The sequence below is a fragment of the Thiobacillus sp. genome (assembly GCF_013693775.1).
Lineage (GTDB): Bacteria > Pseudomonadota > Gammaproteobacteria > Burkholderiales > Thiobacillaceae > Thiobacillus.
The window spans coordinates 1443054-1458199 of sequence record NZ_CP059257.1 but is presented as its reverse complement, the minus strand read 5'-3'; the positions used below and the strand labels follow the sequence as shown (position 1 = coordinate 1458199).

Genomic DNA, 15146 nt, shown 5'->3' with positions numbered 1-15146 from the left:
GTGCTCGCCGATCTCGCCATTGTCGCGCCTGCCGACGGCATCATCACCCAGCGTCTGGTGAATGCGGGCGAGGTGGTCGGCGCGGGTGCGCCGCTTTTCGACATCGTCGATCTCGACCGCCTCTATCTCAAGGCCTATGTGCCGGAGAAGGACATCGGCAAGGTGCGCCTGGGGCTGCCGGCGCGGGTGTACACCGACGCCTTCCCCGACCGGCCGTTCCCCGCCACGGTGCGCTACATCGCCGCGCGGGCGGAGTTCACGCCGAAGGAGGTGCAAACACCGGACGAGCGGGTCAAGCTGGTCTATGCGGTCAAGCTGTATCTGGATGTAAACCCGGAGCACCGCCTCACGCCGGGGCTGCCGGCCGATGCCATCATCCGTTGGCGCGAGGACACCCCATGGGCGAAGCCGCGCCGCTAACGCCCGCGCCGGCCGTCCGGGTGCAGGGTTTCGGCAAGCGCTATCGCCGGCAGGCGGCGGTCGCCGGGGTCGATCTCGAGGTGCGGCGCGGCGAGCTCTACGGCCTCATCGGGCCGGACGGCGCCGGCAAGTCCAGCCTCATGAAGGCCGTCGCCGGGGTGCTCGCCTTCGAGGAGGGCTCGATCGAAATGTTCGGCACCCGCATCGATTCGGAGGCGGCGGCCGAGCGGGTGAAGGGCCGGCTCGGCTTCATGCCCCAAGGCCTGGGCCTCAACCTCTATCCCGAGCTGTCGGTGGAAGAAAACATCGACTTTTTCGCCCGCCTGCGCGGCGTGCCGGCCGCAGAGATTGCCGCGCGCAAGGCGAAGCTCCTGGCCATGACGCGGCTCGACCGCTTCACCGGCCGGCCGATGAAACACCTCTCCGGCGGCATGAAGCAGAAGCTCGGCCTCGTCTGCACCCTGATCCACGAGCCGGAGCTCATCGTCCTGGACGAGCCCACCACCGGTGTCGATCCGGTCTCGCGCCGGGATTTCTGGGCCATCCTCGCCGAGCTGTTGCGCGAGAAAGGCATCACCGCCCTGATCTCCACCGCCTATCTGGACGAGGCCGAGCGCTTCCACCGCCTGTCCCTGATGCACGGCGGGCGCGTGCTTGCGAGCGGCGAACCCGATGCGATCCGGGCCCGGACGCCGGGCAGCGTGGTGGAACTCGAGGCCGAGCCGCAGGTGGAGGCGCTGGACCGCATCCAGGCCAGCCTTGCGCAGGCGGAGTCGGTGGGGCCGCGGCTGCGGGTGTTCGTGGACGACGCGGCGCCCGAAGCCGCCGTCGGCACGGTAGCCGGGCTCCTCAAGGGACTGTCTCTGCGGGACCTGCACGCCACCACGCCCGATCTCGAGGACGCCTTCGTCGCCCTCCTGCGCCGGCAGCGGCTGGTCGAGGAGAGGGTCGTTGCCAAACCCCGGGCCGGCGACGGCGATCCGCCTGGCGACGATGTCGCCATCCTCGCCAAGGATCTGACGCGGGATTTCGACGGCTTCCGTGCCGTGGATCGCGCGAGCTTCACCGTCCATCAGGGCGATATCTTCGGTCTGGTGGGCGCCAACGGTGCCGGCAAGACCACGCTGATCAAGATGCTCACCGGCATTCTGCCGCCCAGCGATGGCGAGGGGCGGGTGGCCGGGGCCGACATGCACTTTGCCGCGCAGGCGATCAAGGCGCGCATCGGCTACACCTCCCAGGCGTTTTCCCTGTATCAGGACCTGAGCGTGCTGGAGAACCTGCGCCTCTATGCCCGCATCTACGGCGTAGCGCGGCACGCGGCTGGCGAGCGCATCGAACAGGTGGCGGAGCTGACCGGGCTTACGGGCCGCGAGCGGCAGCTGGCGGGCCGCCTGCCGCTGGGCATCCGCCAGCGCCTGGCGCTCGCCTGCGCCCTGGTGCATCGGCCGCGCATCCTGTTCCTGGACGAGCCCACCTCGGGCGTGGACCCGATCGGCCGGCGCCGCTTCTGGGACATCCTCGTGCATCTCGCCCGCGTGGAGCAGGTCGCCATCCTCATCACCACCCACTACATGAGCGAGGCCGAGCATTGCGACCGCCTGGCCCTGATGCACGCCGGGCGGATCGTCGCCGACGCCCCGCCTGCGGCGCTGAAGCAGGCCCTGCGCGAGGAGGCCGGCGAGCTGCTGGAGGTCGCCACCGACCGGCCGCTGGCCGCCATGGCGCTGCTCGCGCAGGCCGGCTTCGCGGGCGTGGCGCTGTTCGGCAGACACATCCATCTGCTCGCCCGCGATGCGCACACCGCGACGCGCGAGATTCAGGCCATCCTCGCCGGCGGCGGCATCGGGCTTGCCGGCGTCACGCCGCGCGTGCCCTCCCTGGAGGATGTGTTCGTCTACCGGATCACGGCGTTGGAAAAAAGGAGCGGCGGCCATGAACCTCTCGCGGATCGCGGCGCTCGCCCATAAGGAGTGGCGCGAGATCGTGCGCGACCGCCTGTTTCTCGCGCTGGCTTTCGTGGTGCCCGCTGCGCTGATGCTGATCTTCGGCTATGGCCTGTCGCTCGACGTGGAGCATATCCCGTTCGCGGTGGTGGACCATGACAGGAGCGCCCTCTCGCGCGACTACATCCACCGCTACATCGACTCGCGCTACTTCGACTACCGGGGCCATGTGAAGAGCGAACGCGAGCTCGGTCCCCTGCTGGCCGACAGCCGCATCCGTTTCGCCATCGTGGTTCCGCCGAAATTCGAGGAGAACCTCATGGCGGGGCGGCACGCGGCGGTGCAGAGCCTGATCGACGGCACCTTCCCGTTTCGCGCCTCGACCAGCAAGGGCTACGTCATCGCCATCAACGCGGCCTTCAACGGCGAACTGCTGGCCGCCTATATCAGCCGCCGGTTCGGCGTCGCGCCGGAGCGGGCGGCGGCGCTCGCCCAGCCGGTCGGGGTGCAGCTGCGCTACCTCTACAACCAGGAGCTCAAAAGCACCTGGTCGATCGCCACGGCACTGATGATGCTCGTGCTGATGGTGGCGCCGCCCTTCCTCACCGCTCTGGGGGTGGTGCGCGAGAAAGAGAACGGCTCCATCTACAACATCTACGCCTCCACCGTCAGCCGCGGCGAATTCCTGGCCGGCAAGCTGCTGCCCTACGTGGGGATCTCCATCGTCAACAGCCTCATTCTGTGGGCGCTCGCCACCGGACTGTTCGGCGCGCCGTTCAAGGGCGATCCGCTGTTCTTCTTCTTCGCCTCGGCGATCTACGTCACCTGCACCACGGGCATCGGCCTGCTCGCCTCGCTCATCGTGCGCACCCAGGTGGCGGCGATGCTGCTGACCGTGATCCTGACCATCATTCCCTCGGTCCTATACTCCGGCCTGCTGGTGCCCATCGCCTCCATGACGCCGCAGGGGCAGTTCGAGGCGCACCTGTTTCCCGCCATGTACTTCACCGACATCGCCCTGGGCAGCTTCCTCAAGGGGGCGNGCCTGGAACAGCTCTGGGACCGGGTGCTGGCGCTGGTCTTCTACGCGGTGGGGCTGTGGCTCATCAGCTTCCAGTTCTTTCACAAGCGGCCGCGCGCATGAACGCACGGTTGACACTCTGGTGGTCGCGGCTGGCCGCGATGACGGTCAAGGAGCTGCTGCAGCTCTCCCGCGACGGCTTCCTGGTGTTCGCCATCGCCTTCCTGTTCACCGCCGACATCTACCTGACCCGCAACGTGCGCCTGGAACTCAACCATGCCACCGTGGTGGTGCACGATGCCGACCACAGCGCCGCCTCCCGCGAGCTGATCTACCGCTTCCGCCCGCCTTATTTCCGGCTGGGAGGAGAGATTCAGGACAGCCGCGAGGGGCTCGCACTGCTGGATCAGGGACAGGCGCTGGTGGTGCTCGACATCNCCCCTTACTTCCAGCGCGACCTGCTGCGCGGCCACCCCACCGACGTGCAGGTGCTGGTGGACACCAGCAACACCGTGCTCGGCACGCTGGCCGCCAACTACGGCGCGCAGATCATCGGCCGCTACGGCTTCGAGGCGGCACTCGATCGCCTGGGGGTGAGCGAGCAAAGCCTGGGCCATGTCCCCATGATCGAGGACCGGCACCGCGTCTGGTACAACCCGAACCAGAACGACCAGTGGTTCATCCCCATCGCGGAACTGCTGGTGGTCATCACCATCCTCGCCATCATGCTGCCGGCGGCCGCCGCGGTGCGCGAGAAGGAACGAGGCACCATCGAGCAACTGCTGGTCTCGCCGCTTACGCCGGTGCAGATCCTGCTGCCCAAGGTGATCGCCATGACCCTGGTGATCCTCGCGGGCACCGCGGTATCCCTGTTCGGGGTGCTGGTGCCGATCTTTCACGTGCCCATCAAGGGCAGCCTGTCGCTGTTCTTCGCCGTGACCACCCTTTACACCGTCGCCACCTCCGGGCTCGGTCTCTACATCGCCACCCTGAGCCGCAACCTGGCTCAGGCGGCGATGCTGGAAATCTTCATCCTCATGCCCATGATCTTCCTGTCCGGCGCCTGGACCCCGCCCGAGGCCATGCCCGCCGGACTGCGCGAGGCGATGTACCTGTCGCCGCTCTACTACTTCATCGAGATGGGCTACGGCATCCTGCTCAAGGGCGCGGGGCTCGAGGTGCTGTGGGATTCGCTGCTGGGCCTGACACTGCTGGGTGGCGGAATCTTCGTCTTCGGCGTGCGCAGGTTCAGGCGGCAGTTCGGCTAGCTAGGCCATGGCGCGAGCCGGGTGCCTGGATCGTCCGTGCAAGCTTGTCCTGCTTCTTGATGTGCCGGTCAAGGCGAGATCGCCGGACGGAGAAAGGGGAACGGACTGGGGGCGAAGTTTCATCTACCCGAGGTGTTCGGGGTCTTCCGTTACGGCTCGCGCCCCGAAGGCGGCGCGGGCGGCGGCGATCTTTGGCTGGTTTTCTTCGGCCCAGGCGATGAGGGCGGCGAGCGGGGGCATGAGGGAGGCGCCGACTGCGGTCAGGCCGTAGCTGACCGCCGGCGGCGTGGTGGGGTGNACCTCGCGCCAGATCAGGCCGTCACGTTCGAGATGGCGCAGGGTTTCCGCGAGCATGCGGCGCGAGATGTCCGGCACGGCGCGCGCGAGCGCGTTGAAGCGCATCGGGCCGTGGGCAAGGGTGACGAAGATCAGCACTGACCATTTGTCCCCCAACCGGTCGAGCACGTCGCGCACCGGGCAGCTCCCGCCATGGGCAGGCAACGGGGCGTGCAAGTCCTCTGAGATACGGGCGGTTTCTTCTCGGTAACCATGTGACATGAACGTGCCTCCTTGTGCGGTCAAATGCAGGTTCTTATTATGCATCAGGTAATCAGGAGTAACCACAAGGGAGTTCCATGGCCGATTTTCGCGACGCCCGCCGGGCTGAAGCCGTGCGCCAACCCGCGCTTTTCATCNCCCACGGCGGCGGGCCCTGCTTCTTCATGGACTGGAAGCCGCCCGATGCCTGGGATCGCCAACGCGCTTTCCTCGAACGGCTGCCGCAGGACCTGCCGGAGCCGCCGAAGGCGCTGCTGGCGATCTCGGCCCACTGGGAGGCGCCGGTATTCACCTTCCAGACCCACCCGGCGCCTGGACTGCTGTACGACTATTACGGCTTTCCGTCGCATACCTACCGGCTCACCTGGCCCGCGCCGNGGGCGCCAGCGCTTGCCGAACGGGCGGCTGATCTGCTTGCGGCCGCAGGTATCGGAACCGCCTTCGACGGGCACCGCGGTTTCGACCATGGGGTGTTCGTGCCGCTGAAGATCGCCTTTCCCGAGGCGGCCATTCCCTGCGTTCAGATGTCGCTCAAGGCCGGTCTCGGTCCCGAGGCGCATCTGGCCGCGGGCCGGGCTCTGGCACCGCTGCGGGATGAGNGGGTGCTCATCATCGGTTCGGGCAACAGCTTCCACAACATGCCGGCGCTGATGGCGGGTATGTCCGGGCGCGTGCCGGGCGTGACGGGGCTGGATTTCGATGCCTGGCTGAGCGAGGCCGCGACTCACCCCGATCCTCGGGAGCGCAACCGCCGCCTGATCGCCTGGGCGAGCGCCCGCGGCGCGCGCCATGCCCACCCGCGCGAAGAGCATTTGTTGCCCTTGCATGTGGCGGCCGGCGCAGCGGGCGAGGATCGGGGACGAAAGACCCTGGAAGATCACGTCATGGGCGCGGTGGAAAGCGCCTTCCAATTCGGATGATCCAAAATCAACATCAAAAGGAGAGTAAAAGCATGAGTCGTGATGATCGGGATTTATTCTCACGGGCAACGGTTGCGGGCCATCAGTTGCAGAACCGCATCGTGATGGCGCCGATGACGCGCAACCGCGCCATTGGCAACCTCCCCAACGCCCTGATGGCCGAATACTACGCCCAGCGCGCTTCGGCCGGCCTGATCATCACCGAGGGCACGAGCCCTTCGCCCAACGGCCTGGGGTATCCGCGCATCCCCGGCCTGTTCTCCGACGCACAGGTGCAGGGCTGGAAGGCCGTCACCGACGCGGTGCATGCGAAGGGCGGGAAAATCTTTGCTCAGCTCATGCATACCGGACGCATCGGCCATCCGAACAACCTGCCGGACGGTGCGCGGTTGATGGCGCCTTCGGCAATCGCCGCCGCCGGAGAAATCTACACCGACAGCGCCGGCCCGCAACCGCATCCTGTGCCCNCTAAGATGAGTCTCGATGAGATCGCCGATACCCGCGAGGAGTTCGTTCACGCAGCGAAANACGCGATGGCGGCAGGTTTCGATGGGATCGAGCTGCACGCGGCCAATGGCTATCTGCTGGAACAGTTCATTCGCCCCACCTCCAACCGGCGCACGGATGCCTATGGCGGGTCCATCGAAAACCGCGCCCGCTTCGTGCTGGAGGTCGCCAGGGCCGCGGCCGAAGCCATCGGCGCCTCAAGGGTCGGCATCCGCCTCTCGCCCTACGGGGTGTTCAACGACATGCCGCCTTATCCCGAGATGGACGCGGACTACACGTATCTCGCCGAGCAGCTCGGCAAGCTCGGACTCGCCTACCTGCATATCGTGGATCACTCGGCCATGGGCGCGCCGGAGGTGCCGGAGCGCATCAAGGATGCCCTGCGCGAGGCTTTCCGGGGTCCGACCATCCTGGCCGGTGGCTACGATCCCCGGCGCGCCCAGGCTGATCTCGATGCCGGCAAGGCGGATCTGATTGCGGTGGGCCGCGCCTTTNTGGCCAATCCGGATCTGCCCCGGCGCTGGCGCGACAACCTGCCGCTTAACGAGCCGGACATGGGCACTTTTTATACGCCCAGCGAAAAAGGCTATACGGACTATCCCACCTATTCGGTATGAGCCATTCTCGACGCACCCTCCGGCGGTCGCCTCGGGCGACCTCCGGGCGATCAGTCATTCGGCAAGCAGCGCGGCCAGCGATTGTTCACGCAACCCTGCCAGCAGCTTATCCGGCAGCGTTGTGAGCGCATCGGCCTTTCGAGCGGAAAATGCGTCATGCCGGCGAGCTCGGCGGGAATGCTGGCGCAGCGTGATCGGAGCGCGCTACCGGCCAGGGCAGGTCATGACTTGGCTGCTTCCAGTTGGGTGCCCCCACCGAGAGCCTTGTAGAGCTGTGCGGCAACCGACAACAGGTTGCGGCGCGTCTGGATGACGCCCTGCCGTGCGGAAAACTCTTCCCGCTGCGCATCGAGCACTTCGAGGAAGCTGGCGATGCCGTTGCTGTAGCGCGCTTCGGCGAGCACGAGGCGCTGGCGCTGCGTTTCTTCGAAGGCTTCCTGCGCCGCCAGCTGTTCCGCGAGTTTCTCGCGTGCCGCGAGCAGGTCGGCGACTTCGCGGAAGGCCTGCTGGATTGCGTTCTCGTATTCGGCCACGGCGATCACCTTGCGCGCACTGGCAAGGTCGAGGTTGGCCGAGGTCCGACCGAAGTCGAAGAGCGGCAGCGAGATCGTCGGCTGGAAGCTCCAGGCGCCGCTGCCGCCCTCGAACAGGCCGGAGAGCGCGCGGCTGGCGGTGCCGGCAGCGGCGGTCAGCGAGATGCGTGGCAGGAACGCGGCGCGGGCCGCGCCGATATTGGCGTTGGCAGCCATCAGCCGTTGCTCGGCGGCGAGGACGTCCGGGCGGCGGGTCAGGATTTCGGAGGGCAGACCGGCCGCCAGATCCGGCACGATGCCCTGGTCGGTCAGGCTGCGGCCCTTCGGCCAGTCGGATCGGTCGGTGCCGACCAGCGCCTGCAGGAAGTTCTGCGCCACGGCGCGCTGCCGTTCGAGGCTGGCCAGTTCGGCACGCGCCGACTGGAAGGCGCCGTCGGCCTGCAGGTAATCGAGGTCGCCAGCGAGGCCGACCTCGCGGCGCTTGGCGACGAGGCGCAGCGTTTCCGCGCGCGCATCGAGGGTCTGCCGCGCGAGGGCGGCGCGTTCCTCGGCTTCCTTGAGGCTCAGGTAGCCGTCCGCGACGCTGGCGATCAGCGACAGGCGGAAGGCGTGCTGCGCTTCTTCGGTGGCCAGGTACGACGCCCGTGCGGCCTCGCTGAGGCTGGCCACGCGCCCCCAGAAGTCGAGCTCGAAGGCGAGCATGCCGAGGTTGACGTCGTAGCGGCGGGAAACGGTCGAATCCCCCGGAAGCAGGTCGCCCGGGGAGCGCGAGGCGTTTTCGCTGGCGCTGGCATTGATCGTGGGCAGGCGGTCCGCTCGCTGGATGCCGTATAGGGCTCGGGCCTCGTCGACACGGGCGACGGCGATGCGCATGTCGCGGTTGTGCTCCAGCGCAGCGGCAATCAGCGTTTGCAGTCGCTCGTCCGGGAAGTAGTCCTGCCAGTCGAGCTTTTCGGCGAGGCGGGCGCCCTCGGCGCGCGCGGTTTCCGGCCACTGCGCCGGGATCGGCGCGGTCGGACGGAAGTAGTCGGGCATGAACGAGCAACCGCCCAGCAGGGAGGTCGCCAAGGCCAGCGTCAGGGGAAGGTGCTTAGGCATGATGCGCATCCTTGTCTTCGGGAGCGTCGTCGTGATGGTGGCGTGCATGGCCCGGGAAGAGACGCTGCACGACGAGGAAGAAGACCGGCACGAGGAAAACCGCAAGCGCCGTGGCGGCGATCATCCCGCCCATGACGCCTGTGCCGATGGCGTGGCGGCTCTGCGCGCCGGCACCGGTCGAGATGGCCAGCGGCAGGACGCCGACGATGAAGGCGAGCGAGGTCATCAGGATCGGCCGGAAGCGCAGGCGGCAGGCCTCGATTGCCGCATCGATGGTGCTCATGCCCTGTTCCTTGAGTTCGCGGGCGAACTCGATGATCAAGATGGCGTTCTTCGACGACAGGCCGATGATAGCGATCAGGCCGACCTTGAAATAGACGTCGTTCGGCAGTCCGCGCAGATGCACGGCGAGCAGGGCGCCGAGGACGCCGAGCGGCACGACGAGGATCACCGAGAAAGGGATCGACCAACTCTCATACAGCGCCGCGAGGCACAGGAATACGACGATCAGCGAGACCGCGAACAGCAGTGGCGCCTGCGAACCGGCCAGGCTTTCCTCGAACGAGGTGCCCGACCATTCGTAGCCGATGCCGGCCGGCATCTGACCGGCGACCTCGGCCATCGCCGCCATCGCTTCGCCGGTGCTTTTGCCGGGTGCCGGGCCGCCGGAGAGCTTGAGCGCGGGAACGCCGTTGTAGCGGTCGAGCTTGGGCGGGCCGACGATCCAGCGCGGCTTCACGATTTCCGACAGCTGCACCATGGAGCCCTGCCTGTTGCGCACCGGCACCGTCAGCAGTTCCTCGGGGCGCGTGCGCGTCTCGGCGGCCGCCTGCATCTGTACGCGCAGGATGCGGCCCTGGCGCTCGAAGTCATTGATGTAGGCGACGCCGAACAGCGACTGCAGGGTCTCGTTGACCGTGGCCATGTCGATGCCCAGCGCCTGCGCCTTCTCGCGGTCGATGTCGAGCAGCAACTGCGGTCCGGGGGCNTGGCCTTCGAGGCGCATGCCGGTCAGCGCCGGGTGGCTGCCCGCCAGCTGCATCGCCAGCTCCTTGGCTTCGTTGAGCTTCTCGCGGCCAAGACCGCCGCGGTCCTGCAGGCGGAAGTCGAAGCCGCCGACGGCAGCCAGCTCGGGGATGGAGGGCGGGCTGATCGAGAAGATCATCGCCTGCTTCAGGCCAAACAGCGCCATATTGGCCTTGCGCACCAGCGCCTGGGCAGCGCTGTCCGGGCCGCTGCGCTCGCTCCAGTCCTTGAGGCGCACGAAGATCAGGCCCGTGTTCTGACCGCGCCCCATGAACGAGAAGCCGACAATGCCGATGGTGTGTTCGACTTCCGGCTGCTTGAGGAAGAACTGCTCCGCCTCGGAGATCACCGCCTCGGTGCGCTCCTGATTGGCGCCGGGCGGGAGCTGGACCATGCTGATGAAGTAGCCTTGATCCTCTTCCGGAAGGAAGCCGCCGGGGAGTTTCGCGAACATCCAGCCGGCCGCGACGAGAATGACGCCATAGACGGCCAGCCAACGGCCTGGGCGACCGAGCATGCGGCGCACCGTGGCGACGTAGCCACGGGTGGTGGCCGCGAAGACCCGGTTGAACCAGCCGAAGAAGCCAGTGGAGGGCAGCACGTCGCCCTTGCCGGCCTCGTGCTTGAGCATAGTCGCGCACAGCGCCGGCGTCAGCGTCAGCGCCATCAGCGCGGAGAACAGCATGGTCAGCACCAGCGTCACCGCAAACTGCCGGTAGATGGCGCCGACCGAACCCGGGAAGAAGGCCATCGGCACGAACACCGCCGACAGCACCAGGGTGATGCCGATGATGGCATTGACGATCTGATCCATCGCCTTGCGCGTCGCCTGTCGCGGCGATAGGCCCTCGGTCGTCATGATGCGCTCGACGTTCTCCACCACCACGATCGCGTCGTCCACGACAATGCCGATGGCGAGCACCATGGCAAAGAGCGTCAGCACGTTGATTGAGTAGCCCATCACGTAGAGGCCGACTGCCGCGCCGACCAGCGAAACCGGCACGACGATGGTCGGGATCAGCGTGGCGCGGAAGTTCTCGAGGAACAGGTACATCACGATGAAGACGAGAAGAAGCGCCTCGAGCAGCGTCTTCACGACTTCCTTGATTGAAATGTCGATGAACGGCGTGGTGTCGTAAGGCACGTCCCAGGCGATGCCCTTCGGGAAGTAGCGGGCCAGTTCCTCCATCTTGGCGCGCGCGGCGACCGCCGTGTCCAGCGCGTTCGCGCCCGGCTGCAGCTTGATGCCGATGGCGGCGGTCGGCTTGCCGTCCAGGCGGGCGTTGATGGCGTAGTCCTGCGCGCCCAACTCCACCTCGGCCACGTCCTTGACCCGAACCGTCGAACCGTCGGCCTGCGCGCGCACGATGATGTCGCCGAACTCCTCGGCCGTGCTCAGCCGGCCGCGCGTGACGATGGACGCGGCAAACTCCATGCCCTGCTTGGCCGGCGGCTGATTCACCTCGCCGACCGCCAGCTGCACGTTCTGGCTCCTGACCGCCTGGATGACGTCGCCGGGCGTGAGCTTGAGGCCGTCGAGCTTCTCCGGGTGCACCCATAGGCGCATCGAGTATTCCGAGCCGAACAACTGGGCTTCGCCGATACCGGGAACGCGGCGGATCGGATCGAGCACGTTCGCGGCCGCGTAGCTCGCCAGATCGACGCGCTTCAGGCTCTCGTCGGGCGAATAGAGCGCAAAGATCAGCAGGTAGTTGCGCCGGGTCTTGGTGACGGTCACGCCCAGGCGCCGGACGTCGTCGGGGAGGCGGGCTTCGACGCGCTTGATGCGGTTCTGCGCCTCGACCGAGGCGATGTCGAGGTTGGTGCCGGTGCGGAAGGTGAGGTTGATCGTGCCGACGCCCTGCTCGGAGGCGGAGTCCATGTAGAGCAGGTTCTCGATGCCGTTCATCTCCTGTTCGATCAGGGCGACCACGGTGTCTTCCATCACCTTGGCGGACGCGCCGGGGTAGTTGGCCGTGATGGCCAGCGCCGGCGGCGCCACTTCGGGATACTGCGCAACCGGCAATTGCCGCACGGCCAGGACGCCCGCGAGCAGGATGACAATGGCGATTACCCAGGCGAAAACCGGGCGGTCGATGAAGAATTTGGCGAACACGGCTTATTTCCCCCGGAGTGCGTTGGTTTGGGCGCTTCGGTGGCCGCGTCGCGGCGCTTCGCGGAGGTATCGGCAGCTGCTGCGGGCGTGGCGGAGGCGGTGGGTGCCTTCACGCCGGCCCCGGCGGGCATGGCTCTCCATGGCACCGGCTTTACCGTGCTATCGGGGCGCGCCTTCATGTGGCCCTCGATGATCACCTGGTCGCCTTCGGTCAGGCCATCGGTGACGATCCACGCGTTGCCGCTCATGCCGCCCGTCGTGACCGGGCGCGGTTGAACCTTTCCCTCCTTGTCGACGATCAGCACCGCCGGACCCGCTGGGCTCATCTGGATGGCGCGCTGGGGAATACGGAAGACGCGCTCGGCCGTGGCCTGCGCGAAGCGCACGCGCACGAACATCCCCGGCAGAAGTTCTTTCTTCGGGTTCGGGAATCGTGCCCGCAGCGACACCGCGCCAGTGTTCGGGTCGACGGCCAGGTCGGAGAAGAGTAGCTTGCCGGGCAGGGGATAGACGGTGCCGTTTTCCAGCACCAGTTCCACCCTGTCGCGCTCGGCTTCCTTCCATTGGCCGCTCTTGACGGCGTCGCGCAGGGCGGCGAGTTCCGCACCCGGCCGCGTGAAGTTGGCGTAGATGGGATCGATCTGTTCGATGGTGGCGAGCGGCGTCGCTTCGCCGCGGCCGACCAGCGCGCCTTCGGTGACCTGGGAGCGGCCGATGCGCCCGGCGATCGGCGCCGGTACCCGGGTGTTCTCCAGGTCGAGTTGCGCCCGGGCGAGGGCGGCTTCGGCCTGCTTCAGTCGGGCCGAAGCCGTGTCGAAATCTTGCTGGCTGACGGCCTTGATCTCCAGCAGCGGCTTGTAGCGATCGACCAGCAGCCTGGCTGCCGCAACATCGGCCTTGGCGGCATCGAACGCGGTCTGGTAGGTGCGCGGGTCGATGCGGTACAGCACCTGCCCGGCCTGCACGTCAGAGCCCTCGGTGAATTCGCGTTTTTCGACGATGCCTTCGACCCGCGCACGGACCTGAGCCGTGCGCCAGGCTTGCAGGCGGCCCGGCAGGTCCTGCGTGAGCGTAGCATCGCCGTAGCTGACGGCCATTACCGCCACTTCCGGTGGCGGAGGAGCGCCGCCGGCCTGACCCTTGGGAGCGGCGGCGTTCTTGGCGTCGTCGCCGCAGGCCGCGGCCAGTGCGGCCATCATCAAGGCGGCGAGGAGTCGGGGGCGCGGAAGGCGGGGGATCATTGGCAAGTCCTCAATCAAGCGTGTCAGGGGTGGGCGCAAAGGCCCGCAGGAAACAATCGACGATGCGGGCCGCACGGTCCGGCGCATCGTCTTCGGGGTTGCGGGCGGCGAGCAGGCGACGGGTGCGCTCCATACCGGTGAGCATGCTCAGCAGCATGTCGGTGGCGAAGGCAGGGTCGTCCTCGCGCAGCCGGCCGGCGGACATTGCATCGCGGATCACTTGTTGGCTTGTTGGNAGAATCCGCCGCGTCTCCTCGGTTCCCGCGGCGTAAACCGCTGGGATCAGCTGCGGCATGCGGCCCGCCTCGGCAATCAGCATGCGATGAAAGGCACTGCCATGATCGCCGAGGAGCTTCTCGCGGAACACTTCGGCGAAGCGCAGCAGCGACTGGCGCAGGTCGTCGTCCCTGAGGTCGAGCGAGACGAGAATTTCGCCGGCCATCTGCTTGATGGCCTCGGCGAACAGCTCATCTTTGCCGGAAAAATGGTGATAAAGCGTCTGCTTGGCGACGCCGGCACGGCGTGCGATGTCGTCGACGGAGATTCGGTAGCCGTCCTCCGCGAACGCCTGGACGGCGGCTTCGAGAATGCGTTCGTGGGTGTCGTTGCTCATGATTGAGGGCGGTTTTACGGAATAGATCTGTATCGAGTGTCAAATATGCGGCGGAAATGCTAACTGGATTCGTGATCGACAATGTATACTATTATACATACGTAAATGTATGTGTGGTATGTATGGGTGCCGGTCAAGAGTGGGCCGCAGCCAATAAAGAACCTTGCGGAGGAACAGGTATGTCCTTTCGTAGCCCGAGTCCCGGGGTCACCGTTTTGGCCGGCGTGCTGGTTGCCGGCTGTGCCATCGGACCCGACTACAAACGCCCTCAGATTGATGCGCCGGTGCCGGTCACTGCCGCGATGACCCTCGATCATCAGCGCCAATTGACTCGATGGTGGCAGCGTTTCGGCGACCCCAAGCTCGAGGCGATGACCGAGCGTGCCGCCAGCGAGAACCTGAGCATTCGCTACCAGGAGGGGCTGATCAGCTTCATCGAACTGCTCGACGCCCGGCGCACCCCGCTGGATGCAGAACTCGCGCTCAGCAAGGCCCGACGCGAACAGCTGACGGCCGCCGCCACCTTGTTGAAGGCGCTGGGCGGCGGGTGGTCGAGGGAGCCGTAGCCGTGGCGCGCCGTACCNCTGAACAGGCTGCCCTCACCCGCGAGGCAATGATCGACGCCGCCGAGCGCGTGTTCTACGAAAAAGGCGTGGCGCGCGCGACGCTGCAGGAAATCGCCTGCGCGGCAGGCGTGACCCACGGCGCCTTCTATTGGCATTTCAAGGACAAGGGCGAACTCTTCCGCGCCATGCTCGATCGCGTGCGCTTGCCCTTCGAGGAACTGGTCGAGGCAATCCCGGAAAACGAACGGCCAGCAAGAGAGCTGGAAACGATACGCCGGGCCGGCCTGCTCGCCATCAGGCGCATGGAAGAACCGCGTTTTCGCCGCGTGCATGGCATTCTGTTCCATCGCTGCGAGGTCTTCGGCCACATCGACCCGGTCGCGATGATGCGGGAGATGTTTGCCTCGGCCTCTGCCCAAACCCTGCGGCGATTCCGCCGCGCCGAGGCGGCCGGCGAGTTGCGGCCGGAGATTGATGCCACCACCGCCAACGAACAGTTCCACTGTCTCGTGCGCGGCCTGGTGTATACATGGCATGTGGAGTCGCACGCCTTTTCGCTGTCGGAAAAGGGAGGTCGCCTGCTCGACCAATGGTTCGGATCGATCGCCAGCGGGCGAGACACGGATCGGGACAGCCGCTAACCAGCGGTGCCGGAATCCGCGTCGAACTGAGTTGCTTATGAGATGAATGAAGGGG

Annotated in this window: 13 protein-coding genes; 8 read left to right on the top strand and 5 right to left on the bottom strand. The window is 66.8% G+C overall.

Annotation, left to right across the window (positions count from 1 at the left end; all coding sequences use genetic code 11):
- From HZY77_RS07250 to HZY77_RS07235, 4 genes are all read left to right on the top strand, one after another.
- Positions 1-420: an HlyD family efflux transporter periplasmic adaptor subunit gene (locus HZY77_RS07250; RefSeq protein ID WP_296820194.1), complete on the top strand. Its 420-nt coding sequence runs from the start codon at positions 1-3 to the stop codon at positions 418-420.
- Positions 399-2390, top strand: coding sequence for an ATP-binding cassette domain-containing protein (locus HZY77_RS07245; RefSeq protein ID WP_296820193.1), 1992 nt, complete (start codon positions 399-401; stop codon positions 2388-2390). Before HZY77_RS07250 ends, HZY77_RS07245 begins: the two co-directional genes overlap by 22 nt.
- The gene (locus HZY77_RS07240) at positions 2356-3510 is read left to right on the top strand and encodes an ABC transporter permease (protein ID WP_296820191.1); all 1155 of its coding nucleotides are present in this window, start codon (positions 2356-2358) and stop codon (positions 3508-3510) included. Before HZY77_RS07245 ends, HZY77_RS07240 begins: the two co-directional genes overlap by 35 nt.
- A complete protein-coding gene (locus HZY77_RS07235) occupies positions 3507-4655 on the top strand; it encodes an ABC transporter permease (RefSeq protein WP_296820189.1) in 1149 nt (382 codons plus the stop codon). The genes HZY77_RS07240 and HZY77_RS07235 overlap by 4 nt, the downstream gene beginning before the upstream one ends.
- A gap of 123 nt (positions 4656-4778) precedes the next feature.
- Here HZY77_RS07235 and HZY77_RS07230 read toward each other — a convergent pair whose 3' ends face one another.
- Complete coding sequence (locus tag HZY77_RS07230; protein WP_296820187.1) at positions 4779-5213, bottom strand: helix-turn-helix domain-containing protein; 435 nt, start codon at positions 5211-5213, stop codon at positions 4779-4781.
- Between the two features lie 77 nt (positions 5214-5290).
- On the opposite strand from HZY77_RS07230, the gene HZY77_RS07225 reads away from it, so the two are divergent.
- Positions 5291-6133 carry a class III extradiol ring-cleavage dioxygenase gene (locus HZY77_RS07225; RefSeq protein ID WP_296820185.1) on the top strand — a complete coding sequence of 281 codons (843 nt, stop codon included), beginning with the start codon at positions 5291-5293 and terminating at the stop codon, positions 6131-6133.
- A 32-nt stretch (positions 6134-6165) separates the two neighbouring features.
- A complete protein-coding gene (locus HZY77_RS07220; protein WP_296820183.1) occupies positions 6166-7257 on the top strand; it encodes an alkene reductase in 1092 nt (363 codons plus the stop codon).
- Between the two features lie 221 nt (positions 7258-7478).
- Here HZY77_RS07220 and HZY77_RS07215 read toward each other — a convergent pair whose 3' ends face one another.
- From HZY77_RS07215 to HZY77_RS07200, 4 genes are all read right to left on the bottom strand, one after another.
- Positions 7479-8888 carry an efflux transporter outer membrane subunit gene (locus HZY77_RS07215; protein WP_296820180.1) on the bottom strand — a complete coding sequence of 470 codons (1410 nt, stop codon included), beginning with the start codon at positions 8886-8888 and terminating at the stop codon, positions 7479-7481.
- On the bottom strand, positions 8881-12030 hold the full coding sequence (locus tag HZY77_RS07210; protein WP_296820178.1) for an efflux RND transporter permease subunit: 3150 nt from the start codon (positions 12028-12030) through the stop codon (positions 8881-8883). The genes HZY77_RS07215 and HZY77_RS07210 overlap by 8 nt, the downstream gene beginning before the upstream one ends.
- Positions 11985-13271 carry an efflux RND transporter periplasmic adaptor subunit gene (locus HZY77_RS07205; RefSeq protein WP_296820176.1) on the bottom strand — a complete coding sequence of 429 codons (1287 nt, stop codon included), beginning with the start codon at positions 13269-13271 and terminating at the stop codon, positions 11985-11987. Before HZY77_RS07205 ends, HZY77_RS07210 begins: the two co-directional genes overlap by 46 nt.
- Before the next feature lie 10 nt (positions 13272-13281).
- The gene (locus HZY77_RS07200) at positions 13282-13884 is read right to left on the bottom strand and encodes a TetR/AcrR family transcriptional regulator (RefSeq protein ID WP_296820174.1); all 603 of its coding nucleotides are present in this window, start codon (positions 13882-13884) and stop codon (positions 13282-13284) included.
- 179 nt (positions 13885-14063) lie between these two features.
- On the opposite strand from HZY77_RS07200, the gene HZY77_RS07195 reads away from it, so the two are divergent.
- The gene (locus tag HZY77_RS07195) at positions 14064-14450 is read left to right on the top strand and encodes a hypothetical protein (RefSeq protein ID WP_296820172.1); all 387 of its coding nucleotides are present in this window, start codon (positions 14064-14066) and stop codon (positions 14448-14450) included.
- Positions 14451-14452: 2 nt separating this feature from the next.
- Positions 14453-15091 carry a TetR family transcriptional regulator gene (locus HZY77_RS07190; protein ID WP_296820170.1) on the top strand — a complete coding sequence of 213 codons (639 nt, stop codon included), beginning with the start codon at positions 14453-14455 and terminating at the stop codon, positions 15089-15091.
- The last annotated feature ends 55 nt before the right edge of the window (positions 15092-15146 follow it).

Coding starts and splice junctions, on each gene's coding strand:
- HZY77_RS07245 (WP_296820193.1), top strand. CDS start 399: ATGGGCGAAGCCGCGCCGCTAACGCCCGCGCCGGCCGTCCGGGTGCAG.
- HZY77_RS07215 (WP_296820180.1), bottom strand. CDS start 8,888: ATGCCTAAGCACCTTCCCCTGACGCTGGCCTTGGCGACCTCCCTGCTG.
- HZY77_RS07205 (WP_296820176.1), bottom strand. CDS start 13,271: ATGATCCCCCGCCTTCCGCGCCCCCGACTCCTCGCCGCCTTGATGATG.
- HZY77_RS07195 (WP_296820172.1), top strand. CDS start 14,064: ATGTCCTTTCGTAGCCCGAGTCCCGGGGTCACCGTTTTGGCCGGCGTG.